This is a genomic window from Brevibacterium sp. S111 (genome assembly GCF_004745075.1).
Classification (GTDB): Bacteria; Actinomycetota; Actinomycetes; order Actinomycetales; family Brevibacteriaceae; genus Brevibacterium.
In genome coordinates, this window is record NZ_RHFH01000013.1 from 78,415 (window position 1) to 101,844 (window position 23,430).

The window sequence follows — 23,430 nt, forward strand, 5'->3', positions numbered from 1 at the left end:
GTCCTGCGTGTGGCAGATCGGACACGACTGTCATCAATCGGGCGCACGCGCCCATCCTGGCCCTTCAGACAGAACGAAACATCTGCCCTCCCCTCAGGCGGAACGAAACATCTGCCCTCCCCTCAGGCGGAACGAAACATCTGCCCTGCCCCTTAAGGCGGAACGAAACATCTGCCCTGCCCCTTAAGGCGGAACGAAATATCTGCCCTGCCCCTTAAGGTGGAACGAAATATCTGCCCTGCCCCTTAAGGTGGGGACCGTCCGTCGGCCGGGGATGAGATACCCGCCCCGACTCGTCAAGCGGGGACGAGATGCCTGTCCGCGTCCACCTCGGCGAGGGTCTTCTTTCCCATGCTCCGGGCGAGGATGAGCGTCGGAACGCCGGCCACGACGATGACGACGGTCGCATAGATCGCCGGGGCCAGGGTGACGCCCGTCGACGACATGAGCGCCGTGGCGATGAGCGGGGAGAGTCCGCCGAAGAGGACGGTGGCCACGTTGTAGCCGATCGCCATGCCGGAGAAGCGGCTCGTGCCGGTGAACTGTTCGGGCACCATCGCCGCAGCTACTGCGCTCCACCCGGCCGCCGGGATGGCGAGGAAGGCGGAACCGGCGACCGCGATGCCCGCGGACTGATTGCTCAGCAGCACATAGGCGGGAATCGTCGTGAAGACGAAGACGACCATGAGCGCTGCCAGGGCCGGCTTCCGCCCGAACCTGTCCGAGGCGAGCCCGAAGAACGGGGTGACGATGATGGCGACGACGGCGGCCACGGTGCCCAGGGCCAGGGAGCCGGAGTTCGGGACCTTCGCCACCTCTTCGATATAGGTCGGCACATAGGTGATGTTGAGGAAGTAGCTGACCGAACCGATCGAGGAGATGAGGAAGGCGACGAGGATCGCCCGCGGCTGCTCGAGGACGGCGGTGATGAGCGGGGAGCGTTTGAGCGCGACGTCCTTCGATTCCTTCTCCGCCTGCTGCAGCCGCTTGAAGGTCTCGGTCTCCTCCATCATCGATCGCAGCGGCACCATGAGGATGGCGAGCACCGCGCCGAGGACGAACAGCAGCCGCCAGCCCCAGGAATCCATCGCCTCGGGGCTGAGCGTATTCGCCAGCAGGGCACCGGAGCCCACCGCCAGCAGGGCGCCGACTTCACTGTTGGCCGCAGCCCAGCTCGCCGCCAGTCCCCGTTTGCCCGGTGCCGCCGATTCCATGAGGAAGACCATGATGCCGGTGTATTCGGCGCCGACGGAGAACCCGGACAGGCACCGCAGGGTGACCATGAGGACACCCGCCCAGATGCCGATCGTCTCGTAGTTCGGGATGACGGCGATCCCGAGCATCGAGATCGCCATGAGGACCGCAGAGATGATGAGCGTCGACCGGCGTCCGATCCGATCGCCGAGGTGGCCGAAGACCATCGCACCCAAGGGCCGGAAGAGGAAGCCGGCGGCCCCCACCCCGAGGGTGAGCAGCAGCGAATCCGTCTGATCGCCGAAGAATTCCTTGGTCAGGGTCGTGGCGACATAGAAGAAGATGGAGAAGTCGTACCATTCGACGACGGTGCCGAACGCCGCAACGAACATCGACCGGCGGCGGCCTCTCTCCCGGTCTCGGCTGGCTGCCTCAGAAGGTGTGGCGGGACTGTTCCGATCGGACTCGGTCATGCGCCGAGCGTACCAGTCCACCCGGACGCCGTCCCGGACATCAGCTTTCGACTCGACCGCACCTGAAATCTGTATTACCGATCGGTAGCGAATCGGTGTTCTGCTGATTACGCTGACTCCTATGGACACTCCCCTCCACGAACAGCTGCGCATCCCAGTGCCGAGCCGATACGGCCCGAGCGAGATCGACGGCCACGTCCTCCACCCCGCTGGGACACCGCTGGCGGTGCTGACGATCCACCCCGCCACCGCGACCCCCGAACGCTTCTACTTCTCCTTCGCCGAGGCGGCCGCCGCCCGGGGATTCATCGTGCTCACCTATGGTCTGCGCGGAGTCGGCGACCGAGCCGAGGCTCGGGCGCACCGGCGGGTGCGCATGCGCGACTGGATGGCCGAGGACATGCCCGCCGCGGCACAGTGGGCGGCGACCGCCTTCCCCGATCTGCCCCATGTCGCGATGGGCCACAGCATCGGCGGGCATGCCCTCGTCCAGGGCTACGGCGGTGAGGCGCTGGCCGGCATCGTCACCGTCGCCTCACACCGGGCATCGACACGGGACATCGTGTCGCGCAGCGAGCGGCTGCGCGTGGGACTCGGTCTCGGCGGTCTCGGCACCCTGGCCACCCGGGTGCTCGGGTACATGCCCGGCAGGGCGCTCGGCCTCGGCGAGGACATTCCCCAGGCCGCGCTGTTCGAGTGGACGCGGTGGCTGCGTCTGCCCGAGTACTTCTTCGACGACCCGACACTGGGGGCCGGAGCGCGCGTGGCCCGGTTGGCCACGCCCGTGTTCGCAGTCGGCGCCTCCGATGACCCGTGGGCCGATCCCGCGCAGATCGATGAACTCGTCGATCGTCTGCGACTGGCACCGGTGACTCGCCGCACCTTCACCCCGACCGAGCTCGGCGTCGAGCGCATCGGCCATCACGGCCTCCTCCGCCGGTCACTCGGTCAGGCGGCCTGGCCGGAGATCCTCGACTGGCTCGAAACGGCGGCCAGCGGTCCGCACTGACGGCTCGAACACGGCACGCTCCGCTTCCTGCGACTCGGCCGACCGCTCGATGGACCACCCCATCCCGCCCGACGTCACCGCACTTCAGACGTCACCGCACCCGAATCTTCACCGGGCGTCGAGCCCGAACAGCGAGTCGGTGAAGCGGTTGCCGAACATCGCCTGCGGGTCGAGGCGAGCGCGCAGCTCGCAGAAGTCATCGAACCGCGGGTAGAGTCCGCGCAGATCAGCGGTTGTGCGCGTATGGATCTTGCCCCAGTGCGGTCGTCCCCCGTGGCGGCACAGGATCTGCTCGACGACCCGGAAGTATTCGGCGAAGTCCTCTTTGATGAACCGGTGGACGGCGATGTACATCGACTCGCGTCCCGTCGCCGTCGACAGCGGCACATCATCGGCGGCCGCGCACCGAACCTCGAGGGGGAACGAGATCTGCCACCCTTTGGACTCGATCGTCTCTCGGATCTCCCGGATCGCCTCGGTGCCGGCGGCGAAGGGCAGCGCATACTCCATCTCATTGAATCTCACTCGGCGCGGAGTGACGAACACGTCATAGCCCGGTGCCCGGTACATCCGATCCGCGACCACGGACTGGGCGATGCGGTTGATCGAGGGCACCATGCCCGGCACCTTGGCCCCGAGCTCGACGGCCAGGCGCAGGGCCCCGTTCTCGACGATCTCCTTGTCGAGGAGGGTCGCCCAACGGTTGCGCACCCCCGCCTCGGCGAGATTCCCGGTCCCGGCCGCCCCCGGGTCGACACGGGTGTTCGTCTTCGTCAGCACCGTTTCGGTGTGCGGAAACCAGTAGAACTCGAAGTGGTCGGCACCGCGCATCCGCTCCTCGAGCCCGTCGAGGAGTTCATCGAATCCCGCGACCTTCTCCTCGGCGATGAGATCGAAGGCGGGCACACAGCGGAGTTCGATCTCGGTGATGACTCCGAGCACGCCGAGGCTGACCCGGGCGAGGTCGAAGGTCTCCGGTTCGGCGTCAGCGGAGAGCTCCCGGACCCGCCCGTCGGGCCCCATGAGACTCAGCCCCGTGACGGTGCCGGCGAATCCGGTGAATCCGAGTCCGGTGCCGTGGGTGCTCGTCGAGATCGCCCCGGCCAGGGACTGCGGGTTGACGTCGCCCTGGTTCTCCAGCGCCAGGCCGAAGGGTTCGAGCAGGGCGGGGATGTCCCGCAGCCGGGTTCCCGCCCCGAAGCGCACCCGCCTGCGGGATTCGTCGACGGCGACGATCCCGGACAGCGCATCGAGGTTGACCATGACATCGTTGCCCGCGGCGACGGGCGTGAAGGAATGTCCGGCCCCGACGACGCGCAGCCGCTCCCCCTCTGCGGCCGCGGAGGCGACGATTCCGGACAGTTCGTCCGCCGAGGCGGGACTCGAGTAGGTGTGCGGATGAGCGTGGACATGCCCGGACCAGTTCCGGAACGGCTGCCGGCCCCGACCCGAGCCCCGCGTCGGGGCCCGTCCCGTCTGTCGACCGCGGACGATCTTCGCTGCGCTCACAGCACCAGCCCCTCTCCCCTGTACGTCGCCCATCTGTCGGTGATCCGGCCGTGGGAGACGACGGTGAATTCGTTGAAATGTTCGGCCAGTTCTCCCGCCTTCGCATGACGGAACCAGACGAGGTCGCCGATGCCCACATCGTCGGCACCGGGTCCGGTCAGCGGTGTCTGCACCTCACCGGGACCTTCGAGACTCGAGTATTCGAGCCCGGGCGGCCAGGCGATGGTCGGCAGACGGTCGGGCCCGGGCACGCCGGAGGCGATGAAGCCGCCCTTGAACACCGTCACCCAGCCGGGTGCTGGCCTGCGCACGACGGGGGTGACGAAGAAGGCGGCGGGACGGTGCCGGAAGTGCGTGTAGCCGTCGAAGAGTCCCGGGGAGAAGAGTCCGGAGCCGGCGGCAAGATCGGTCAGCGTGCCCTCGACGGCACTCGATTCGAAGGAACCGGTGCCGCCTCCGTTGACGAATTCGAGGTCGGCGATCTCCCGCACGGCGGCGATGACGGCCGCCCGGCGCTCGGCGAGTTCGGCGATCGAAGCCTTCTGCATGGCGCGGACGACGACCTGTCTGGCCGAGCGTCCGGCGTCGGCGGTGCCGGCGATCTGCCCTTCGTAGAACATCAGCCCGACGAGCTCGAATCCCGGTCGAGCGGCGACCTGCCGGGCCAGGGTCACGGCGGTGTCGACATCGCGGACCGGTGATCGCCTGGCCCCGATATGGATCCGGTCGCCCAACCAGGCCTCGGCCGGACGGAAGGAGGAGTCGACGTCGATGCACACCCGCACCGAGGCAGCGGACGCCTCGGCGACGGATCGTCTCACCTCGTCGATGATGTCGAGGTGGGTCACGGAGTCGATCATCACGGTGATCTGGTCCAGCGCTCCCGCCTCGGCGAACATCCGGGCCAGCGCCTGACGGTCGAGACTCGGATAGCCGATGACGATGTCGCGGACGCCGCGGGAGTGGAGGATGAGCGCCTCGGGCACGGAATAGGAGAGCACCCCGGCGCAGGCGGGATGGGCCAGAGCCCGATCGATGGCCGCGGGCACCCGCAGCGATTTCGTGGCGACCCGGATCGGCAGCCCGCGAGCACGCTCGGCCAAGGCGTCGAGGTTCGCGTCGAAGGCGTCGAGGTCGATCACTGCAGTGGGGTCTCCGGTTCCGTTCAGCGCACGCCGAAGATCACTCGATACCATGACCGGTATTGTATCCCGCAGATGACCCACGTCACATGAGAAGGCAGCCGATGAGATCAGAAACCGCCGTCACAATCTCCAACCAAGCCGCATCTGACCACGTCACAGCGGCTCTGCGTGAGTTCCTCGACACCGATCCGTACGCCGAAGCCTCGGGGTCGGGTGAGCGCGAGCGCGGCGTCGAACCGTTCACGGGTGAGGCCGTCGACCGGTTCGCCCGGAACACCGCCGCCGATGTCGAAGCCGCCTACACCACCGCCCGCATCGCCGCCTCCGCCTGGGCCGCCCAATCCGTCGAACACCGGTCGAAGGTGCTCACGCGCCTGCATGCCTCGCTGCGTCGGCACGAGGATCTGCTGCTCGACATCGTCCAGTTCGAGACCGGCAAGGCTCGCATCCACGCTTATGACGAGGTTCTCGACACCTTCAATGTGCTGCGCCACTACGGGGTGATGGCTGCCCGCTACCTGCGCCCCGAACGTCGGCGCGGGGCGATTCCCGGCCTCACCCGCACCGAGGTCACGCGCACACCGCTGGGCGTGATCGGGTTCATCACGCCGTGGAACTACCCGCTGACCTTGGGGGCGACCGACCTGTTCGCGGCCCTGACCGCCGGCAACGCCGTCGTCCACAAACCCGACTCGACGACCACCCTGACCGCGATCTTCATGCGTCGCCTGGCGATCGCAGCCGGACTGCCTCCCGAGGTGTGGCAGCTCGTGCCCGGCACCGTCGACGCGGTCGGACCCGCGCTGCTCAGCGGCGCCGACGGCCTGTCATTCACCGGTTCGACGGCCGCGGGACGGTCGATTGCCTCCGAAGCGGGACGCCGTCTGCTGCCGACCGCGCTCGAGCTCGGCGGCAAGAACCCCCTGGTCGTGCTCTCGGATGCCGACCTGCCGAAGGCCGTCGAGGGGGCCGTGCGCGGGTCGTTCTCCTCGGCCGGGCAGCTGTGCATCTCGATCGAACGCATCTACGTCCACAAGGACCTCTACCCCGCCTTCTGCGCCCACTTCGCCGAGGCGGCCCGTGCCGTGACCTTGAGCGCCGACTTCGAGTACGGCCCGGGAATGGGGTCCCTGGCCGGGCCGAAGCAGTTCGAGCGGGTCAGCGCCCACGTCGAGCAGGCGCGCAGCGTCGGTGCCGCGGTCATCGCCGGCGGCCACGCGGTGCCCGAACGCGGACCGTACTTCTACGCCCCGACCGTGCTCACCGATGTTCCCCCCGAGGCGGATCTGCATCGTGAGGAGACTTTCGGTCCCGTCGTCGCCGTCTACCCGGTCTCCTCCGACGCCGAGGCGGTCACGGCGGCCAATGACAGCGAATACGGACTCTCGGCCGCCTTGTACTCCCGCTCCCACGGACGCGAGTACGCCCGGCAGCTCCAAGCGGGAATGATCAACGTCAACGAGGTCTACCCGGCCAGCTGGGGGTCCGTCGACGCCCCGGCCGGCGGGGTCAGAGCCTCGGGGCTGGGCCACCGGCATGGAGCCGAAGGCATCCACCAGTTCATGCACACGCACACGATCGCCGAACAGCGGCTGCACCCGATCGCCCCGGCCGGCCCCGTGGATCAGAGGACGTTCGCGAAGGCGATGACCGGTGCGCTCACGGCGATGCGGGCCCTGCGCATGAAGTAGCGGCAGCCGGGGGAGCAGCACCACCGGCGGCGAAGCGACCCGCGCCTCGCCGCTGCGACTTCGGAGCACTCTTCGCCGCCGCGCTCGGCCAGATGTGGTCGCGATCGGACACTTCCCCAAATCCAGGTCGCAATCGGACATTTCTGTCGTCAGAAAATGTCCGATTGCGACCTATGTTTTTGCCCGGTTGTCCGATTGCGACCTATGTTTCGGCCCAAGCTGGCCCGGTAGAGCTCGGTCGGTGCAAACTCAGTTGATGCGGTCGAAGAATTCGTGCGCGACGGGCACGGCCGCCTCGGCGCCGAATCCGCCGTCCTCGACGAGGACCGCCACGGCCAGGTCCCCTTGGAATCCGGCGAACCACGAGTGTGTGCGCGGCGGGGTCTCGTCACCGTATTCGGCGGTGCCGGTCTTGCCGTGAACGGGATCGCCGGGAACGTCCTTGAGCGCGGTGGCGGTGCCGTCGGTGACAGCTTCGCGCATCATGTCCGAGAGCTCCTTCGCCGCGTCCCCATCGAGTGTGGGAGCGTCCTCGGCGGCACCATCTGTGCCCTCGTCGTCCGCGTTCGCATCATCGCGGGCATCGCCGCCGATGAGCTGCGGGGCCACAGTCTCGCCGGCCGTCACCGAGGCGGCCATCGTCGCCACTGCCAGCGGGCTCGCCTGAACCTTGCCCTGGCCGATCATCTGCGCGGCGTGCGTGACCTCGTCGCCGTCGGCCGGCACCGAGGCCATCTTCGCGCCGATGCCCAGGGCTCCCGCACCGGCTGTGTTCTTCCTGAAGTCGTCTGCGTCCTTGCCGGAGCCGCTTTCCTCCGTCCCGACCCCGGGCGTCATGCCGAGCTGGGCGGCCGCGTCCGCCACGTCATCGCCACTGACCTTCTCTCCCGAGGACACGAAGGCGGTGTTGCAGGAGTGGGCGAAATCCTCGGCGAAGGTGACCTTCCCGAGGACCTCATCCTCGGCGTTCTTGAACTTCTTCCCACCGACCGTCACGGTCTGCGGGCAGGCGATATCGTCGCTGAGCTTCACCCCGGATTCGAGGAGCGCGAGTCCCGAGGCGATCTTGAACACCGAACCGGGAGCGTATTGCCCGCTCAGCGCCCGGTCCCAGGCCGCGCCCTTCGGATCGTGGTTGGCCACGGCCAGCACGCGACCGTCACTGGGCCGGATGACGACGACGGCGGTCGGCTTCTTCCCCGTGGCGGCTGCCTTGTCTGCGGCGTTCTGGGTCTTCACATCGAGGGTGGTCTCGACGTCCTCGCCGTCCTTCTGCTCGAAGGCGTGCAGGCTCGTCAGCTTCGTCGTGCCGCCTTTGTCATCGGTCGCATCGCCTTTGGCGAAGACTTCGACGCTGCCGGGGCCGCTGAGTCGGGTGTTGAAGGTCTTCTGCAAACCGGTGCGTCCGACGATGTCTCCGGCGATGACCTCACCGTCGGAACTCTTGATGTCTTCGGCGCTGGCGGGCCCGGCCGAGCCGAGGGTGGCCTGTGCGAATCCGCGGCTTCGCGTGAGCGTCTGACTGTCTTCGGAGAAGAGGACCCCCGGCAGGTCGTGGATGGCGTCCTTGACCCGTGCGTAGTCGTCTTCGCGCAGGGTCACGACGGGGACGAGTCGGTTGCCCTCCGCCTCGTCGACCGCGTCTTCGAGGTCCCCGACGTCGAGGTCGAGGGAGTCGACGTCCTTGTTGAGCGCGTCGACGAGTCTGCCGAGGGTGTCGGGCTCCAAGCGGTTCGGGTGGAGGCCGATATCGACGACCTTCCCTTCCTCCATGAGCACTGCGTCGTCGGCGCCGAGGATCTTTCCTCGTCTGCCCGGGTTCGCGCGCAGTGCGAAGCTGCCGCCACGAGCGAGTTTCGGGTGGATGGACTTCTCGGTGAGGCCCGCCCACCAGAAGAGGCCCTTCTTCTCCAGCGGCAGTTCGGAACTGTACTTCCAGGCCTCACCGTCGAGGTTCGCCCAAGTCCAGTCGAGTCTCGCCACGGTCCGGCCCTCGGATTCGGTGATGTCCTCGACGGTGACCGAGCGCAGATCGACCCGCTTGCCCAAGGATTTCGTGACCCGGTCGAACAGGCCCTGAGCGAGGTCCTTCTCATGCCAGATGTCCGAGGTCAGCTGCCCCTCGGCGAGATCGTGGGCGGCGGCCTGCGCCGCGGTGGACTTGAGCATGGGGAGTCGGAAGATCGCGAAGGCACCAGCACCGAGAAGCAGGATGAGGACAAGGACGGTGGCCAACCAGACCTGCGACTTCTTCGACATGGAACCATCCTCCACCGAGGTGTTCGCGATGTCCATCGCCGGACCCCGAAGCGTCGCGGTCGGCTGATCCCCTCGCCCGCCGCGACGGTGCGGTCAGGTGGCGTCGAAAACGACGGTGTATTCGAGGACGGGGCGGCCGGTCGCCCCGTAGCGGGGACGACGTTCGAGCATGCCCGCGTCGGCCATGGATTCGAGGTAGCGGCGAGCGGTGACACGCGAGACTCCGAGGCCTTCGGCCACCTCGGCGGCGGACTGTCCGGGATTCTCATTCAGCAGGACGCGGACTTCGTCCTGCACCGCATCGGGCACGCCCTTCGCGGTCGCGGCCACGGTGTGGGTGCGCAGTGCCGAGATCGCCTTGTCGACCTCGGTCTGCGTGACTTCGCCGTCATTCGAATCACCGCCGAGGCGGTTGCGGAATGAGGAGTACGCCTCGAGTTTGGATTTGAAGACGGGGAACGTGAAGGGCTTGATGATGTACTGGGCGACCCCGTAGGACAGGGCCTCCTGCACGATCTGCATGTCCCTGGCGGCGGTGACGGCGATGATGTCCACGTCGACACGTTGGCCGCGGATGGCTCGGCAGACCTGGAGCCCGTGGCCGTCGGGCAGGTTCATATCGAGGAGTACGAGGTGGATGCCGGCGGGGTCGAGACCGCAGATCTGTCCGGTCAGAGCGGCCATCGCCTGGGTGGCGTTCTTCGCCACCCCCGCAACGTGATAGCCGTCGAGGCGGTCGACGTACTTCGCGTGGGCACGGGCGGCGACCATCTCGTCCTCGACGACGAGCACACCGATGCTCGACCCTGGGGCAGTTGTATCCGACATGCTGTCAGTCTAGCTTCAGCCGTTTGACAGCGACCCCGATCGTGTTGCAGTCCGGGCACATCGCTGTTCCATGACGGCCACAGGCTCGGGCTCACTCCCGGTCAGGATGAGTGCCTGCGTCCGCTGCGGCCCCCGCCGCGGCCACGGCGCCGAGGCGGTCCGGCAGCCACACCGTGAGCACGGCGCCCTTGAATCGGTCGCAGTCCTCACCCCGGCCCTGCACGTCCACGGCTCCCCCGAGGCGGCGGATCGCCTGCACGACCAGCGAGAGCCCGACTCCGCGGGTGCCCGTCTGCTGACGTCCCTGCCCCTGGTCGGTCTCGACGCCGTCGTGCTTCGTCGACCATCCGCGTTCGAAGATCGCATCGAGGTGCTCCTCGTCGATGCCGGGACCATCGTCGCTGACCTCGATCGTGAACCCTCCGGATCCACCCGAGCCGGACAGTTCGACGTGGACTCGCTTGTCCTCGGGCAGCACGTCCTGCCTGCCCAGCGCGTCGAAGGCATTGTCGATGAGGTTGCCGAGGATCGTCGCGAGATCCCGGTCGTCCCCGCTGAGGCGGCCCGTGAGACCCGCGGTGTCCACCGTCATCTCGATCCCCACCTCGGCGGCTTGGGCGATCTTCGACAGCAGCAGGGCGGACAGGACGGGGTGGTCGAAGGTCATCGACCCGTCTCCGTTGACGCGGTTGAGGTCGTCGAGGTCTTTGGCGGCGAAGTCGATGGCCTCGTCGACGTGCCCGGTCTCGAGCAGGGACACGACCATGTGCAGCCGGTTCGCGTATTCGTGGGTCTGGGCCCGCAGGGAATCGGAGAATGAGCGCACGGAGACGAGTTCGCCGGAGAGTTCGGCCAGCTCCGTGTGGTCGCGCATGGTCACGACCCAGGTGTCGCTGGCCGCCTCGGTGGGCTGCTGATTGACCACGAGCACCCGGTCATCGGTGTAGTGGATCTCGTCGCGGGCCCAGCGGCCGGAAGCGAGCAGGTCATGCAGGGCCTCGGGCAGGTCGACGCCGTTCAAGGGCATCTCCTCCGTCGAGGCGCGGGCCGGGTCGGCATCGTCTGCGGCCGCCGGCAGGCCGAGCAGCTCGCGGGCTTCGGCGTTGATGAGCACGATCCCCCGCAGCCGGTCGACGAGGAGCAGGCCCTCGGAGACCGCTTTGAGTACGGAGGAGTAGAAGTCGAGCATGCTGCGCAGTTCGTCGGCTCCGTAGTCGCCGGTGACCCGGCGCAGCCCGCGGGAGGTCACCCATGACGAGCCGATGCCCAGGAGCAGAGTGAGCACCGCGATGCCGATGAGCCATTTGCCCTGCGCGAGGAAGCCTTCGCGGACCGAGTCGGCGGAGCTGCCGACGATCACAGCCCCGACCACGGTGTCCGGTCCCACGCCGTCGGCGCCGAGGTGTTCGGCATAGACCGGGGTGACGACGTACATGGTGCCGTCGCCGGGCCCGCCGTCGTCGATGAAGCGCACAGTCGTCCGCCCCTTCTCGAGAGACTCCTCGTCGACGGATTGGGCCAGCTGATCGATCGAGTCCTCGGGGATCGTGCCGGAATTCGCCGAGGCGGCCTTCTTCTCCAGCGCCTGCTGTCGGTCAGGAGAGCCCAGGGTCGGCGGGGTGAGGAGGAAGTCGATGGGCACGACGGCGGCGATGTCGAACCCGTATTGGCTGATGACGTTGCCGAGCATCGTCTCGACATCGGCGCGGGACTCCGCGTCGAGGAAGTCGTCGCTGCCGGCCTCACCGGTGCCGACGAGCCCGAGCGACAGCGACATGTTGTCGGCGGCCGAGCGCAGCAGGTCCTGTTCGCGCTTCGTGTTCAGCTGGGAGAGCTGGAGGTAGAGCAGACTCGTCGTGAGCACCATGATGCCCACGAGCATGATCGAGTTCGCGAACATGATCCGTCCGGCCGCGGAAAGGCGGACCCACCGACTCAGACGGCCCACCGGTCCGGTGGTGGCCGTCGTCAGGACGGAGCGCTTCTTTCTGGGCATGGAAACCATTGTGCCACCCGTCTCACCGCCGTCCGGTGGGGCGAAGAAGGCGGAACCGCCTCGCCGAGGCGGCCGTCCGAGTTCGGGCTCAGAGGCGGAGGCTGATCGGTCCGGCCGGGATCGCGGAGCACACGAGCACTTCGTCGGTGTCGACCTGGGCGACCGGTTCGATGGGGTAGAGCACGGAACCGGCGGTCAGGGACACCGCGCAGGTTCCGCAGGATCCACCGCGGCAGGAGCTCGCGGATTGGAACCCGCGGGCTTCCAGGGATTCGAGCAGGGTGCCCTCCTGCGGTTGCCACATGAAGCTCGTGCCGGAATTCTCCAGCGTCACCTCGGCGGGCGGGCAGGCGGCGATGGTCTCGCTCATGCCCGTGTTCGGGGAGGCGAAGGTCTCCTGGTGGACGGCGGGGACTCCCGCTTCGTCGCTTGCCGCGAGCACGGCGGCGGTGAAGTCGCGGGGCCCGCAGACCATGACGTTGTCGCATCCGGCCACCCAGTCGACGAGTTCGCGGTGGCTCGGTCGCCCGGCGGTCGCGGTGTCGCGGTGGTGGGCTTCGACGGGGATCCGACCGCCGGTGGCGCGGTCCTGCAGTCGGTTCCACAGGCACGCGGTGCGGTGGTCGCGGTCGATGTGGAAGAGTTTGATCCGGTCGGTCTCGGGCAGTTCGCCATGCCCCTCAACGCGCAGCAGTCCGAGGCTCGGGGTGATCCCGATTCCGGCGGTGACCAGGGCCGTCGTCCCTCCGAAGACGCGGGAGGCGGTCATGGTTCCGTGCGGACCGGAGGTGAGGATGCGCTCCCCGTCCTCGAGGGAGGCGACCGCGCGGGATCCCCGCCCCTGGGTGCGCACGGCGATGCGCACGATGTCGTCGACGACGTCGGTGATCGTGTACGTGCGCCAGAACGGCGCACCGAGTTCGAGGTGGACGCGCAGGTTCATGCCCGGTTCGTCGAATTCGCGGATCCAGCCGAGATCATCGCGCAGGGAGACCTCGACGATGTCATTGCAGATCTGCTGCTTGCCGACCACCGTCATGAATCGCGGGGTGCGCGCGGTCTTGACGAGTTCGCGCGGGGCCCGGCCCTCGACGCCGATCTCATCGCCGACCGCGACATCGCCGGTGTCGAGGATCTCGCCGTAGACGCCGCAGTGCAGGTGACCGCACGCGGAGTTGAGCAGCCGCGGGACGTTGACGTCGACGGCCTTCGTCACGGGGTTGACCGTCGTCGCCGGGCACCGTTCGATCGACGAGCGGATCGCCAGTCGCACCCCGCCGAGGCGGACGATCGAGCCGATGAGCGCGAACTCCTCGAACGGGGCGAGGCCCTCGACGAGGACGTTGCCGCGGAAGCGCAGCGGATCGAGGTCGAGGCCCTCGATTCCCTCCTCGGTCGCGGAGATCGCCTCCACCGAGGCCGGATTGATGATCGAGATCCCCGACTTCTGCGAGTCGAACATCCCCTGTTCCGCGACCGCCAGAGACCGCGGAAATGTACCCTGAGGGGGTATGCGCTTCGAGAGGAATTCCGCCGAGGCGGCACGGCTGTCCGCGTCGTCCGTGGCGAACGTCGTCGCCTCCCCGGCCGGCGACGTCAGCGTCACGGTCGCGGATTCTTCCGCGCGACCGCCGCCCTCGGAGTCATCGGCGTTCGCGGAATCGCCGGCAGCCTCCTCGGCGAGGGTGGCACTCACGCCCCACTTCTGCAGTTCGGGGTCGTTCTTGAGCACCGTGAAGGCGGAATAGGAGTGCCAGGCGTCATCGGGAACGTCGAGGCTGCCGTTGGTGAACGCGGTGACGCGGTCGCCGCGGATTCCGTGTCCCTTGACCACACGGGCTTCGGTGAGCTCTTCGGCGGGGAATCCCTTGACGGGGAAACGGAACAGTCTGGCAACTCGCATGTCTTCGATTGTAGGACTCCGCCCACCCGGCCGGCACGGGGCGGGGTGGGACGGCGGGGCCGCTTCGGCGAGGGGTGCCGTTGATTTATACCCTATAGGGGTATACGGTGTGAGCATGACTGAGCACCATGGATACACCCCGCAGAAGGACGCTCTCGCGCGGAGGATGAAGCGGATCGAAGGACAGGTCCGCGGCATCGGGAAGATGATCGATGACGACAAGTACTGCATCGACATCCTCACCCAGGTCTCCGCCGCGACAGCCGCGCTGCACGCGGTCTCCATCAACCTCCTCGAAGAGCACATCGCTCACTGCGTGGTCGACGCCGCCTCATCCGGCGACGACGAAGCCGCGCGGAAGAAGGTCGAGGAGGCATCAGCCGCAATCGCCCGACTCATCAAGAGCTGAGCCTCTGGGCCGCGTCCGCTCCTCGGGAGCCGGACGACGCCGAAAGCTGCAGGCTTCGGGCACCATTCACCGCTGATAGGAGAAAAGATGACGACCACGAACATCACCGTCTCGGGCATGACCTGCGGACACTGCGAAGCCGCTGTCAAGGAAGAGCTCGGGGCCCTTGCGGGCGTGAGCGACGTCTCCATCGAACTCAACGCCGGGGGCGATTCCCCGGTCACGATCACCTCGGCGGATGCCCTCGACGATGCGGCGATCCGTGCCGCCGTCGATGAGGCCGGCTACGAGGTGAAGTGATGTCACGCGAGGTCGATCTCGACATCACGGGGATGACCTGCGCATCCTGTTCGGCCCGCATCGAGAAGAAGCTCACCCGCCTCGACGGGGTCACCGCGGAGGTCAACCTGCCGCTGGAGACCGCGCACGTGATCATCGAATCCGAGCTGCGCGACGACGACATCACCGCCGCCGTCGAAAAGGCCGGATACGGTGCCACGGTGCGCTCCCCGTCGGGCGGGTCCGGTCCCGAGATCGTCGATTACGACCCGCGGCACCTGCGGCCGCGATTCTTCGGCTCGCTCGTCCTGGCCGCACCGATCGTGGCGATCTCGATGGTCATGAGCTGGCACTTCGCCGGTTGGCAGTGGGTGGCCGGTCTGCTGGCCCTGCCGGTGGTCACGTGGGGTGCGTGGCCGTTCCACTCGGCGGCGTTCAAGGCCGCCCGCGGAGGGTCGACGACGATGGACACCCTCGTCAGCGTCGGCATCACCGTGGCCAGCCTGTACTCCTATTTCACGCTCGGGCGGGCGGTGGCCGACGGCCACGGCTGGAATGTGCCCGGCGAATACCATGTGTGGTTCGAAGCCGCCGCGGCGATCACGGTGTTCCTGCTCATCGGCAAGCTCACCGAGGATCGGGCGAAGTCCCGGGCCACCGCCGCGCTGAAGGCCCTGCTCGACCTCGGCGCAAAGTCGGCGACGGTGCTGCGCGAGAGGACGGGCGGCACCCGCACCGAGGAACAGGTGCCGATCGACGAACTCGCCGTCGGCGATGTGTTCCTCGCCCGTCCCGGCGAGAAGATCGCCACCGACGGTGAGGTCCTCGCCGGACATTCAGCCATCGACGAGGCGATGCTCAGCGGCGAATCCGTACCGGTCGAGGTCGCGCCCGGCGACAGCGTCACCGGAGCCACGATCAACACCTCGGGGGTACTCGAGGTGCGGGCCACGCGAGTCGGTTCGGACACGACCCTGGCAGCCATGGCCGACCTCGTCAGCCGCGCGCAGACCGGCAAACCGGCCGTGCAGCGTCTGGCGGATCGGATCTCAGCGGTGTTCGTGCCGATCGTCTTCGGCATCGCCGTGCTCACCCTACTCACCTGGGGACTGACCACCGGCGATTGGGCCGCGGGCCTGCACGCCGGGCTCACCGTCCTCATCATCGCCTGTCCCTGCGCCCTGGGCCTGGCCACCCCGACCGCGTTGGCCGTGTCCTCCGGGCGCGGGTCGCAGTTGGGCATCCTCGTCTCCGGCCCCGAAGCGCTCGAGTCCACGCGCGGGATCGATACGGTCGTCCTCGACAAGACCGGAACCCTGACCACCGGCGTGATGAGTCTGGTCGGAACCGACCTGTCGCCGGCGGACTTCGAGGTCCTCGCGCGACTGGAATCGCGCAGCGAGCATCCGATTGCGCGTGCCATCGTCGCTGCCTCACCTGAGGTCGTCGGGGCCTCACCCGAGGCCGTTGATGTCTCATCCGAGGCCGTCGGGGCCTCATCCGAAGCTGCCGGCACGGAGGCGTCCGGCGGGACGGAAACATACAGCGCGACGGATGCGGCCGCCTCGGCGAGCGCGGCAGTCGCGTCCGATGATCCGGTCACGTCCGATGCGGCAGCCACGCCCGGTGCGGCAGCCGCATCCGGTAGCACGGTCACATCCGGTGGTGCAGTCACATCCGGTGGTGCGGTCACGGACTTCGAGAACATTCCCGGCGGCGGCCTGCGGGCCACGATCGACGGCTCCGATGTCCTCGCCGGTCGCCCGGGGCTGCTCCGCGAGCACGGCATCAGCCTCGACTACTCAGCCGAGTCCGTCCCGCGCGGTGCCACGATCGTCGCGCTCGCCATCGACGGTGACTTCCGGGGCCTGAGCTTCGTCTCCGACGTGGCCAAGCCCTCGGCCGCCGATGCCATCGCCGAGCTGCACTCGCTCGGTCTCGACACCGTGCTGCTCACCGGTGACAACGAGCAGGCCGCCCAGGTGGTCGCCGAGTCCCTCGGGATCGACGAGGTGCGCGCCGACGTCCGCCCCGAAGGCAAGGTCGCTGTGGTCGCCGAACTCCAGGAACGGGGCCGAGCCGTGGCGATGGTCGGCGACGGGATCAACGATGCCGCGGCTCTGGCCGGGGCCGACCTCGGCATCGCGATGGGCTCGGGCACCGATGCCGCCATGGCGGCTTCGGACATCACCATGGTCAAATCCGATCCGCGCCAGATCCCGCAGGCGATCCGGCTCTCGCGCAGAACCTTGGGGCTCATCAAGGGCAACCTGTTCTGGGCCTTCGCCTACAATACGGCGGCGATCCCGATCGCGGCCCTCGGTCTGCTCGATCCGATGATCGCCGGTGCCGCGATGGCGTTCTCGTCAGTCTTCGTCGTCCTCAACAGTCTCCGCCTCCTCCGCTTCAAATGATCCCGAGGGGCTGTGCGGCAGGTGGCCGGGCGGCGAGGCGGGCAGCGGGTGGCTGGGCGGGCGGCATCAGTCACCATTAGCGTCACAACCTCCTACCGCACCGGGTGGCGAGTGGCCGGACGCAGGCCTCAGGCGGCATCAGTCACCGTCAGCGTCACAACCTCCTGCAGCACCGGGTGGTTGAGGCGCTGACGGTTCGAGTCGGGAGCAACCGTAGGACAAGCCGCTAACGGTGAGGGATGCTCCCGCCGCAGTCGCCCGACACACGCAGGCTGGTCAGTCGTCCGGCACACGCCGTCGGCTCAGTCGCCCGACACATGCAGACAGGTCGGTCGGTGTCGAAGCCGTGAAGCTTCCAACACCGACCGACCTGTCTGACGTCGAGTTGAGGAGTCCTACTTGAGGACCGGGTAGGACTGATTCTGGTTCTGCGTGTCCTTGCGCATCACCCAGTTGAGGTAGCTCGCGAAGCCGGCGACCACCACGAATGCGGCACCGGCGTAGATGAATGCGTAGCCGAAGGCACGAGGGTCCTGCCAGGATCGGGTGACGATGATCGCGAGGATCAGAGTCGCAATCCCGCAGACGACGCCGACCTTGATCGCGTCCTTATACGACACGGTGCTCGTCGGCTTGCCGCCTGTGGACTTCTTCTTCGGGGTGTTCGTTGGCGCCATGCCCTCTATTCTACCCGCCCGACCTGAGAGTCGACCCCACCCGGAACCGAGGTCATCCCCACGCGACTTCTCGCCCTCACTCCGCTCCCGCCCCGGAGCGGCACCCTCTCGCCCTCACTCCGCTCCCGCCCCGGGGCGGTGGACCGCGACCGCCCTTCCCACCCTCACCGAGGTTGCTTCAAGACACCTTGAACCGTGCGAGAGCAGTCCCACCGCTGGTCATCCCGGCCGGGTCCGACTCGCCTGTCCAGACGATCAGGTGGACTACGAGTTCAGAACAGGCAAAAATAGGCATGTGTCCGTCCCCTCCAGACACGCCTCCGGGGAGGCGTTGCGCCCATTTCACTCCGGCCAGGCCCGGCCTGGTCTCGAGTTCTGCGCGCACACCGGCACATCGAGCGTCACCGGCACCCCTGACATCCCCCACGCCCCGGACATCCCCCACACGAACTCCTCCGGCGCCCCGAACATCGCCGTCACCCCGCGCCCCCGCACCGCCCTTCGCGCCTTCGCCGCCATCATGCTCGTCGCAGTCATGGCGGTCACCCTCACCGCATGCGGGCCCGACCGCGGCCTCAAGGTCTCACCCGAGGGCAATCCCTCCCCGTCCCTCTTCGCCCCCGACAGCGCCGATGCCGGACCGCCGAACAAACCGTTCTCCCTCAAGACGATCCGCAAGACCATCGTCGACGCCTCGGGAGTCGCGGTCACCGGCAGCGCCGCCGAGACGGCGAAGGTCGTCGCCGACTGCGAGGAGTGCTTGAAGTTCTCCACTCCGTTCCACCGCGACGATCAGAAGTTCCAGGTGGTGACGGTGGCGAACCCTCAGCAGCGCGACGAGCTCATCGCGGGCGCGGTCATCAGCAAACACAACGGCAAACCCCGGCTCGAACTCATCGCCACCGGAAATCAGCTCAAACTCAGTCCCGGCAAGAATGGGACACTGGTGGTGCAGGAGGCGATGTTCGCAGACGGGGACGACGCCTGCTGCCCGTCAGGCTGGTCGGTGCAGGTGTTCCGCCTGCACGACGGTAGGTTTGAACCAGGTCAACGCTTCACGCGGCTTAATGGAGAAACGTAATGCATATAGTTCTGGTCGAGGATGACGAGGTCATCCGGGAAACGACCCAGATCGGGCTCGAACGCTTCGATTACACGGTCTCGGCGTTTGCCGACGGCCGCGAGGGGTACGAATTCGTCTCCGCTCACGGTGCCGACGTCCTCCTCCTCGACCTCATGCTGCCGACGATGAACGGCGCCTCCATCTGCCGCGCCGTGCGTGAGCGCTCGACGATCCCGATCATCATCATCTCCGCCCGCTCCGATGCCATCGACATCGTCCAGGCCCTCGAAGCCGGAGCCGATGACTACCTCACCAAACCCTTCGACATGCAGGTCCTCAACGCTCGGATCCGCGCCGTCGTGCGCCGTTTCATCACCACCGGCACAGACCGGTTCGGCTACTCCCCCTCCCCCGAGGCGGACGAACCCGAGGAGACCGTGATCGGTCCCGGCGGCATGGTCACCGGCGACGGCATCCCCGAGGTCCTCGGCGCCAGCCCCGGAATGGACACCCGGGATCGGCTGCGGGCGCAGCTCGAATCCGATGACACCTACCTCGGCGCCGGCGGGAAATTCACCACCGCCCCCGAGGCGGCTGAGGACGCAGAGGCCATCGGCGGTGACGCCGGGGTTCCTCCGCGGCCCAGCGACGCTCCGTCCGTGCAGCCCGGATCGACCGGTGACGACGGGCTGGGCCCGTTCCGGACCCGGCTGGGCTCCCTCGTCCTCGACACCGGCCGCCTGACCGTGGAGATCGACGGCGAGGAGGTCCACCTCACTCCCACCGAGCTGCGCGTCCTCCTGCTGCTGACCGAACAGCCCGAACACGTCTACTCCCGCGAGAAGATCGCGTTCACAGTGTGGGGCTACGAATGGGCCGGCGATTCCCGCGTCGTCGACGTCCACATCCAGCGGCTGAGGAAGAAGATCGGGGCGAGCATGATCGAAACCGTTCGCGGATTCGGCTACCGCTTCGCAGGCTGATCGCATGTCGCTGCGCTGGAAAATCTCTCTGCTCATCGTCGCCTCGGTGATCATCGCCGTCCTGTCCTGTTCGATCGTGCTCCGCCAGTCTGCGGCCCGCGCCGAGGACGACCGGATGCGCTCGACCGTGACCGAGCAGCTGACGAATGCGACGGCCATCTTCTCCGAGACCGGGGTGCTCACCCTCAACGCCCGCATCGATGACCCGCAGCTGCCCAAAGACGCCCGCAGCTCGGCGCTCAAGGGCCAGAGCGTGACGATCCGGTCCGAGGTCGACGGCGAGGAGATCGTGTGGGCGGCCGCCCCCATCGAGGTCGGCTCCTACACCGAAGTGATCTCCGTGCGTGCCTCGACGAAAGACAGCCAGGTGCTCATCGGTCGCATCGACCAGGCGCTGTTGGTGGGCATGATCGGTTCGGCCCTCGTCGTCGGCGGCGTCGGCTCGATCGTCGCCGGCCGCATCTCGCGCAGGCTCACCCTCGGCGCGCAGGCCGCCCGCAAGATCGCCGGCGGTGACACCTCGACCCGCATCGCCGATGTCATCGACGAATCCGATCAGGAGGTGTGGGCCTTCGCCACGGCCGTCGACACCGCGGTGGCCCGGCTGACCGAACGCATCGACTCCGAACAGCGCTTCACCGCCGACCTCGCGCACGAGATGCGCACCCCGCTGACCGGGCTCGTCAATGCCGCGAACCTGCTCGAGGAGGACTCCCGCCCGGCCGAACTGGTCAAGGACCGAGTGCAGCGGATGCAGGTCCTCGTCGAGGATCTCCTCGAGGTCTCCCGACTCGACGCAGGGCGGGCGAACCCCGAGTTCACCCGCGTCGACGTCGATCAGGCGATCCGCTCCCTGCTCGGCACGATGGACGCTTCCGGAGCCCTGGCCGGGCACACGATCGACACCCACCTGGCGGCGCTGAACTCGACGCTGGTCACCGATGTGCGCCGCTTCGAACGCATCATCTCGAACCTGCTCGTCAACGCCATCAAGCACGGCGGCGACCCGATCCGCCTCGAGACCTCCACCCGCAGCATCGTCATCACCGACTCCGGCCCCGGCTATCCGCCCGACATCGTCAACACCGGCCCGACCCGCTTCGTCTCTGCCGGAGGCGGCGGCATGGGCCTCGGCCTCGTCATCGCTCAGGGCCAGGCCCGCCTGCTCGGCATCACGCTGATCTTCAGCAACGATTCCGTCACCGGCGGCGCCCGCACCGAAGCGATCTTCCCCGACGAAGAGGCCCAGGATCGCGCGCTGAGACAGTACATCGACAGCACAGGAGAATAACCTCGCCGAGGCGGCCCTCCCCCGCTTCTGAGCTGCTCACCAGGGATGACGCCCTGTTCCTGCCGGATTTTCGCGCAGTCGCCTCGATCACCATGAGTGCGACTCATCACGAATATATGACAGTTTCTATACATGACCGTTACACTTTTGTGATGTTGTGTTGAAGCGGTCGGATCGGCCGACAGCCTTCGACGAGTCAGCGACACATACGGAGAGTTATGTCAGAGTCACCCTCGAGCGCAGAGGCACCATTGCGTCGACGCGATCTGCACCGGCGGAAGTCCCGGTTCTCACGCGGACGCGCCAGCGCTCGCAGCGTCTCGGCGCCGGCCGACCTGACCGAAACCTCGACGGCAGCGGCGTCGACGCACACGGCCGCCACGACCCCGACGACCGCCGAGCACCGTGCGTCTTCCGCACCCCTGCCCTCACGCCGTGCGGCAATGGCCGCAGAGGCTCAGGCTGCCGGCGTCTCTCCGCGCCGGGCCGCCAGGGCCCGCGAATCCGCTGCAGCACACACGAGCCTCGGCTCGTCCACGACTCCTGCCGCTCGTCGAGTCAGCGCAGGAGCCGCAGAACATCGCGGTTCGGACGGTGTCCTGCTCAAGTCCGTGCGCAGACGGAAGGTGCGGACGGTTTCGACCCTGGCAGCCGTCTCCGTCGCCGGAGCCGCCACTGCGGTGACGATGCTGGTCACCAATCTCAACGGTGGTGCCGAGGTCAAGACCGACCCCACGGCCGCCGGAGAGCCTGCGGCGGTCAGCCCGGAGAAAGTCGATGCCGAGATCCCCGAGTCGAAGGGGAAGTCGTCGGTCGAGATCGGCGCCCCGAGCGCGAAGCAGAAGAACGTCGAAGCCGCTTCCCGCGCCGTCGAGAAGAGCGCTCTGCCCGGCTGCGATGCGAAGCAGAACTTCAACCGATCCGCCGGCAACGGCGAACTGCCCGAGGAATGGCTGTGCGACCTCGGCAAGGAAGACCACCGCCTGCGTGCCGATGCCGCGGTCTCCTTCGCGAAGATGAACGCCGCCTACAAGAAGGACACCGGCAAGGAATTCCAGATCACCGACTCCTACCGCGACATGGCCGGGCAGCTTTCGGTGGCCGGCCGGAAGCCGGGGCTGGCTGCGAAGCCGGGGACATCGCTGCACGGTTGGGGAATCGCCCTCGACCTCGGCGGCGGAGTCGAATCGAAGTCCGGCGCCTGGAGCTGGCTCGTCGAGCACGGTGACGAATACGGTTGGGAGAATCCTGACTGGGCGAAGTCGAGTATGTACGAGCCCTGGCATTGGGAGTACACCCCGGCCCGCCAGTCGATCAAGGACAACTGACCCGCGGCACGAACCCCTGGAAGCGGGCCACCCGGCCCGGCCGGGACGCCCGCCCCTGCGCCCGCGCTTCAGCCGTGACGCGCACCCGGCTCAGCCTCGCAGCAGTGCTCTGCCGTAGCGGCGCCTATAGATCACCTGCGCGAACCTGACGAACGGTTCGCCGAGGCGCCAGATGCCCGCTCCGGCCCGTGAGACCGAGCGCAGCACGAGGAACACCCTGTCATCGGGGGTGCGCACGAGGATGAAGGACTCCTCCCCGGTGACCGGATGACCCGGCTTCGTGCCGTAGGTGAAACCGCACCGATCGGTCGCCTCGAACACATCGAGGACACGGGAGGGCTCGGGCAGCCGGAAAGGGCCCAAGCGGACTCGGATCGTCGGTTCCTGTCCTGCCTCGACCCGCGGCGGCGCACTTCTGCTGTTGCCTGCCCGATCTACACAGCCACCACCGATTCCCCCACTGTCTCCGCACTCACCGACGCCTGCTCTGCCGGCCTCGCGCTCACCGATGTCGATGTCGAAGCCGCTGCGGATCTTGACCTCCCAATGCAGCAGCTCCTCGGCGCAGCGTTCGAAGGTGTCCTTCCCGTGCCCGACGAAGTACGCGGTCTCGAAATGGCGGTAGCCGTCGGGTCGCTCCAGCCACCTCGGTGAGAGGGGATGCGTGAGCGTTTCGGGACGATCGTGTGCGCTTTCGGCCATGCCACCAATCTAACGTGCCCGTACCCGTGCTGGGGTCCGTGCTGGGGTCCGCGCCCGTGCCGGGACCCTTACCCGTGCCCGTGTCCGTGCTCGTGCCCGTGCTGGGGTCCGTCCCCGTGCCCGTGCTCGCACCCGCGCCGGGGCCCTTACCCTTGATCCACCGATGCGGGTAGCTGTTCAAAGCCGCGTGTGAAATGGAAATGCCCCTCCTGAACTGGGAAAATGATGATGTCTAACGTCAACATTCCCGTTCAAGAAAGGGGCACCTCTCAGGTGC

The 23,430-nt window shown here is 67.6% G+C and carries 18 protein-coding genes; 9 read left to right on the forward strand and 9 right to left on the reverse strand.

The genetic code is table 11. The annotated features are described in order from the left end of the window. Positions 1-296: 296 nt before the first annotated feature. Complete coding sequence (locus EB836_RS14620; protein WP_135541686.1) at positions 297-1,667, reverse strand: MFS transporter; 1,371 nt, start codon at positions 1,665-1,667, stop codon at positions 297-299. Positions 1,668-1,788: 121 nt separating this feature from the next. On the opposite strand from EB836_RS14620, the gene EB836_RS14625 reads away from it, so the two are divergent. Further along, complete coding sequence (locus EB836_RS14625) at positions 1,789-2,676, forward strand: alpha/beta hydrolase (protein WP_135541688.1); 888 nt, start codon at positions 1,789-1,791, stop codon at positions 2,674-2,676. 108 nt (positions 2,677-2,784) lie between these two features. Here the strand turns inward: EB836_RS14625 and EB836_RS14630 are convergent, their stop codons facing one another. Continuing rightward, a complete protein-coding gene (locus EB836_RS14630) occupies positions 2,785-4,185 on the reverse strand; it encodes a D-arabinono-1,4-lactone oxidase (protein ID WP_240690017.1) in 1,401 nt (466 codons plus the stop codon). Then, positions 4,182-5,381 carry an amino acid deaminase/aldolase gene (locus tag EB836_RS14635; RefSeq protein WP_135541692.1) on the reverse strand — a complete coding sequence of 400 codons (1,200 nt, stop codon included), beginning with the start codon at positions 5,379-5,381 and terminating at the stop codon, positions 4,182-4,184. The genes EB836_RS14630 and EB836_RS14635 overlap by 4 nt, the downstream gene beginning before the upstream one ends. 50 nt (positions 5,382-5,431) lie before the next feature. On the opposite strand from EB836_RS14635, the gene EB836_RS14640 reads away from it, so the two are divergent. After that, positions 5,432-7,021, forward strand: a complete 1,590-nt coding sequence (locus EB836_RS14640; RefSeq protein WP_135541694.1) for a succinic semialdehyde dehydrogenase — start codon at positions 5,432-5,434, stop codon at positions 7,019-7,021. 249 nt (positions 7,022-7,270) lie between these two features. On the opposite strand, the gene EB836_RS14645 is transcribed toward EB836_RS14640, so the two are convergent. The 4 genes from EB836_RS14645 to EB836_RS14660 form a co-directional block, all read right to left on the reverse strand. Further along, entirely contained in the window at positions 7,271-9,280 is a 2,010-nt protein-coding gene (locus tag EB836_RS14645; RefSeq protein ID WP_135541696.1) for a penicillin-binding transpeptidase domain-containing protein, read from the reverse strand. Positions 9,281-9,373: 93 nt separating this feature from the next. Further along, the gene (locus EB836_RS14650; RefSeq protein ID WP_135541698.1) at positions 9,374-10,108 is read right to left on the reverse strand and encodes a response regulator; all 735 of its coding nucleotides are present in this window, start codon (positions 10,106-10,108) and stop codon (positions 9,374-9,376) included. A gap of 91 nt (positions 10,109-10,199) precedes the next feature. After that, positions 10,200-12,104: an ATP-binding protein gene (locus EB836_RS14655; RefSeq protein WP_135541700.1), complete on the reverse strand. Its 1,905-nt coding sequence runs from the start codon at positions 12,102-12,104 to the stop codon at positions 10,200-10,202. An 88-nt stretch (positions 12,105-12,192) separates the two neighbouring features. Continuing rightward, positions 12,193-14,007: a 2Fe-2S iron-sulfur cluster-binding protein gene (locus EB836_RS14660; protein WP_135541702.1), complete on the reverse strand. Its 1,815-nt coding sequence runs from the start codon at positions 14,005-14,007 to the stop codon at positions 12,193-12,195. 115 nt (positions 14,008-14,122) lie between these two features. On the opposite strand from EB836_RS14660, the gene EB836_RS14665 reads away from it, so the two are divergent. The 3 genes from EB836_RS14665 (at position 14,123) to EB836_RS14675 (ending at position 17,109) form a co-directional block, all read left to right on the forward strand. Beyond that, complete coding sequence (locus EB836_RS14665; RefSeq protein ID WP_135541704.1) at positions 14,123-14,416, forward strand: metal-sensitive transcriptional regulator; 294 nt, start codon at positions 14,123-14,125, stop codon at positions 14,414-14,416. Between the two features lie 87 nt (positions 14,417-14,503). Further along, positions 14,504-14,716 carry a heavy-metal-associated domain-containing protein gene (locus EB836_RS14670; protein ID WP_135541705.1) on the forward strand — a complete coding sequence of 71 codons (213 nt, stop codon included), beginning with the start codon at positions 14,504-14,506 and terminating at the stop codon, positions 14,714-14,716. Next, on the forward strand, positions 14,716-17,109 hold the full coding sequence (locus tag EB836_RS14675; protein WP_135541707.1) for a heavy metal translocating P-type ATPase: 2,394 nt from the start codon (positions 14,716-14,718) through the stop codon (positions 17,107-17,109). Before EB836_RS14670 ends, EB836_RS14675 begins: the two co-directional genes overlap by 1 nt. A 395-nt stretch (positions 17,110-17,504) precedes the next feature. Here the strand turns inward: EB836_RS14675 and EB836_RS14680 are convergent, their stop codons facing one another. Beyond that, positions 17,505-17,786, reverse strand: a complete 282-nt coding sequence (locus EB836_RS14680) for a hypothetical protein (protein WP_135541709.1) — start codon at positions 17,784-17,786, stop codon at positions 17,505-17,507. A gap of 295 nt (positions 17,787-18,081) precedes the next feature. Between EB836_RS14680 and EB836_RS14685 the strand changes: the two genes are divergently transcribed. The 4 genes from EB836_RS14685 to EB836_RS14700 all read left to right on the forward strand — a co-directional run bounded on the left by EB836_RS14685 (position 18,082) and on the right by EB836_RS14700 (position 22,451). Beyond that, positions 18,082-18,867 carry a hypothetical protein gene (locus EB836_RS14685; RefSeq protein WP_240690019.1) on the forward strand — a complete coding sequence of 262 codons (786 nt, stop codon included), beginning with the start codon at positions 18,082-18,084 and terminating at the stop codon, positions 18,865-18,867. Continuing rightward, entirely contained in the window at positions 18,867-19,832 is a 966-nt protein-coding gene (locus EB836_RS14690) for a response regulator transcription factor (protein ID WP_135541711.1), read from the forward strand. Before EB836_RS14685 ends, EB836_RS14690 begins: the two co-directional genes overlap by 1 nt. Before the next feature lie 4 nt (positions 19,833-19,836). Beyond that, entirely contained in the window at positions 19,837-21,123 is a 1,287-nt protein-coding gene (locus EB836_RS14695) for a sensor histidine kinase (protein ID WP_135541713.1), read from the forward strand. A 218-nt stretch (positions 21,124-21,341) separates the two neighbouring features. Continuing rightward, the gene (locus EB836_RS14700) at positions 21,342-22,451 is read left to right on the forward strand and encodes a M15 family metallopeptidase (RefSeq protein ID WP_135541715.1); all 1,110 of its coding nucleotides are present in this window, start codon (positions 21,342-21,344) and stop codon (positions 22,449-22,451) included. Positions 22,452-22,541: 90 nt separating this feature from the next. Here the strand turns inward: EB836_RS14700 and EB836_RS14705 are convergent, their stop codons facing one another. After that, positions 22,542-23,153 (reverse strand): DUF1990 domain-containing protein, encoded by a 612-nt coding sequence (locus EB836_RS14705; RefSeq protein WP_135541717.1) that lies wholly within the window; start codon positions 23,151-23,153, stop codon positions 22,542-22,544. Between the last annotated feature and the right edge of the window lie 277 nt (positions 23,154-23,430).

Excerpts from the sequence above, each read along its gene's own strand:
- EB836_RS14695 (WP_135541713.1), top strand. The coding sequence starts at position 19,837 with ATGTCGCTGCGCTGGAAAATCTCTCTGCTCATCGTCGCCTCGGTGATC.
- EB836_RS14625 (WP_135541688.1), top strand. The coding sequence starts at position 1,789 with ATGGACACTCCCCTCCACGAACAGCTGCGCATCCCAGTGCCGAGCCGA.
- EB836_RS14650 (WP_135541698.1), bottom strand. The coding sequence starts at position 10,108 with ATGTCGGATACAACTGCCCCAGGGTCGAGCATCGGTGTGCTCGTCGTC.
- EB836_RS14670 (WP_135541705.1), top strand. The coding sequence starts at position 14,504 with ATGACGACCACGAACATCACCGTCTCGGGCATGACCTGCGGACACTGC.
- EB836_RS14660 (WP_135541702.1), bottom strand. The coding sequence starts at position 14,007 with ATGCGAGTTGCCAGACTGTTCCGTTTCCCCGTCAAGGGATTCCCCGCC.
- EB836_RS14680 (WP_135541709.1), bottom strand. The coding sequence starts at position 17,786 with ATGGCGCCAACGAACACCCCGAAGAAGAAGTCCACAGGCGGCAAGCCG.
- EB836_RS14635 (WP_135541692.1), bottom strand. The coding sequence starts at position 5,381 with ATGGTATCGAGTGATCTTCGGCGTGCGCTGAACGGAACCGGAGACCCC.
- EB836_RS14675 (WP_135541707.1), top strand. The coding sequence starts at position 14,716 with ATGTCACGCGAGGTCGATCTCGACATCACGGGGATGACCTGCGCATCC.
- EB836_RS14665 (WP_135541704.1), top strand. The coding sequence starts at position 14,123 with ATGACTGAGCACCATGGATACACCCCGCAGAAGGACGCTCTCGCGCGG.
- EB836_RS14655 (WP_135541700.1), bottom strand. The coding sequence starts at position 12,104 with ATGCCCAGAAAGAAGCGCTCCGTCCTGACGACGGCCACCACCGGACCG.
- EB836_RS14640 (WP_135541694.1), top strand. The coding sequence starts at position 5,432 with ATGAGATCAGAAACCGCCGTCACAATCTCCAACCAAGCCGCATCTGAC.
- EB836_RS14700 (WP_135541715.1), top strand. The coding sequence starts at position 21,342 with ATGTCAGAGTCACCCTCGAGCGCAGAGGCACCATTGCGTCGACGCGAT.
- EB836_RS14705 (WP_135541717.1), bottom strand. The coding sequence starts at position 23,153 with ATGGCCGAAAGCGCACACGATCGTCCCGAAACGCTCACGCATCCCCTC.
- EB836_RS14645 (WP_135541696.1), bottom strand. The coding sequence starts at position 9,280 with ATGTCGAAGAAGTCGCAGGTCTGGTTGGCCACCGTCCTTGTCCTCATC.
- EB836_RS14620 (WP_135541686.1), bottom strand. The coding sequence starts at position 1,667 with ATGACCGAGTCCGATCGGAACAGTCCCGCCACACCTTCTGAGGCAGCC.
- EB836_RS14690 (WP_135541711.1), top strand. The coding sequence starts at position 18,867 with ATGCATATAGTTCTGGTCGAGGATGACGAGGTCATCCGGGAAACGACC.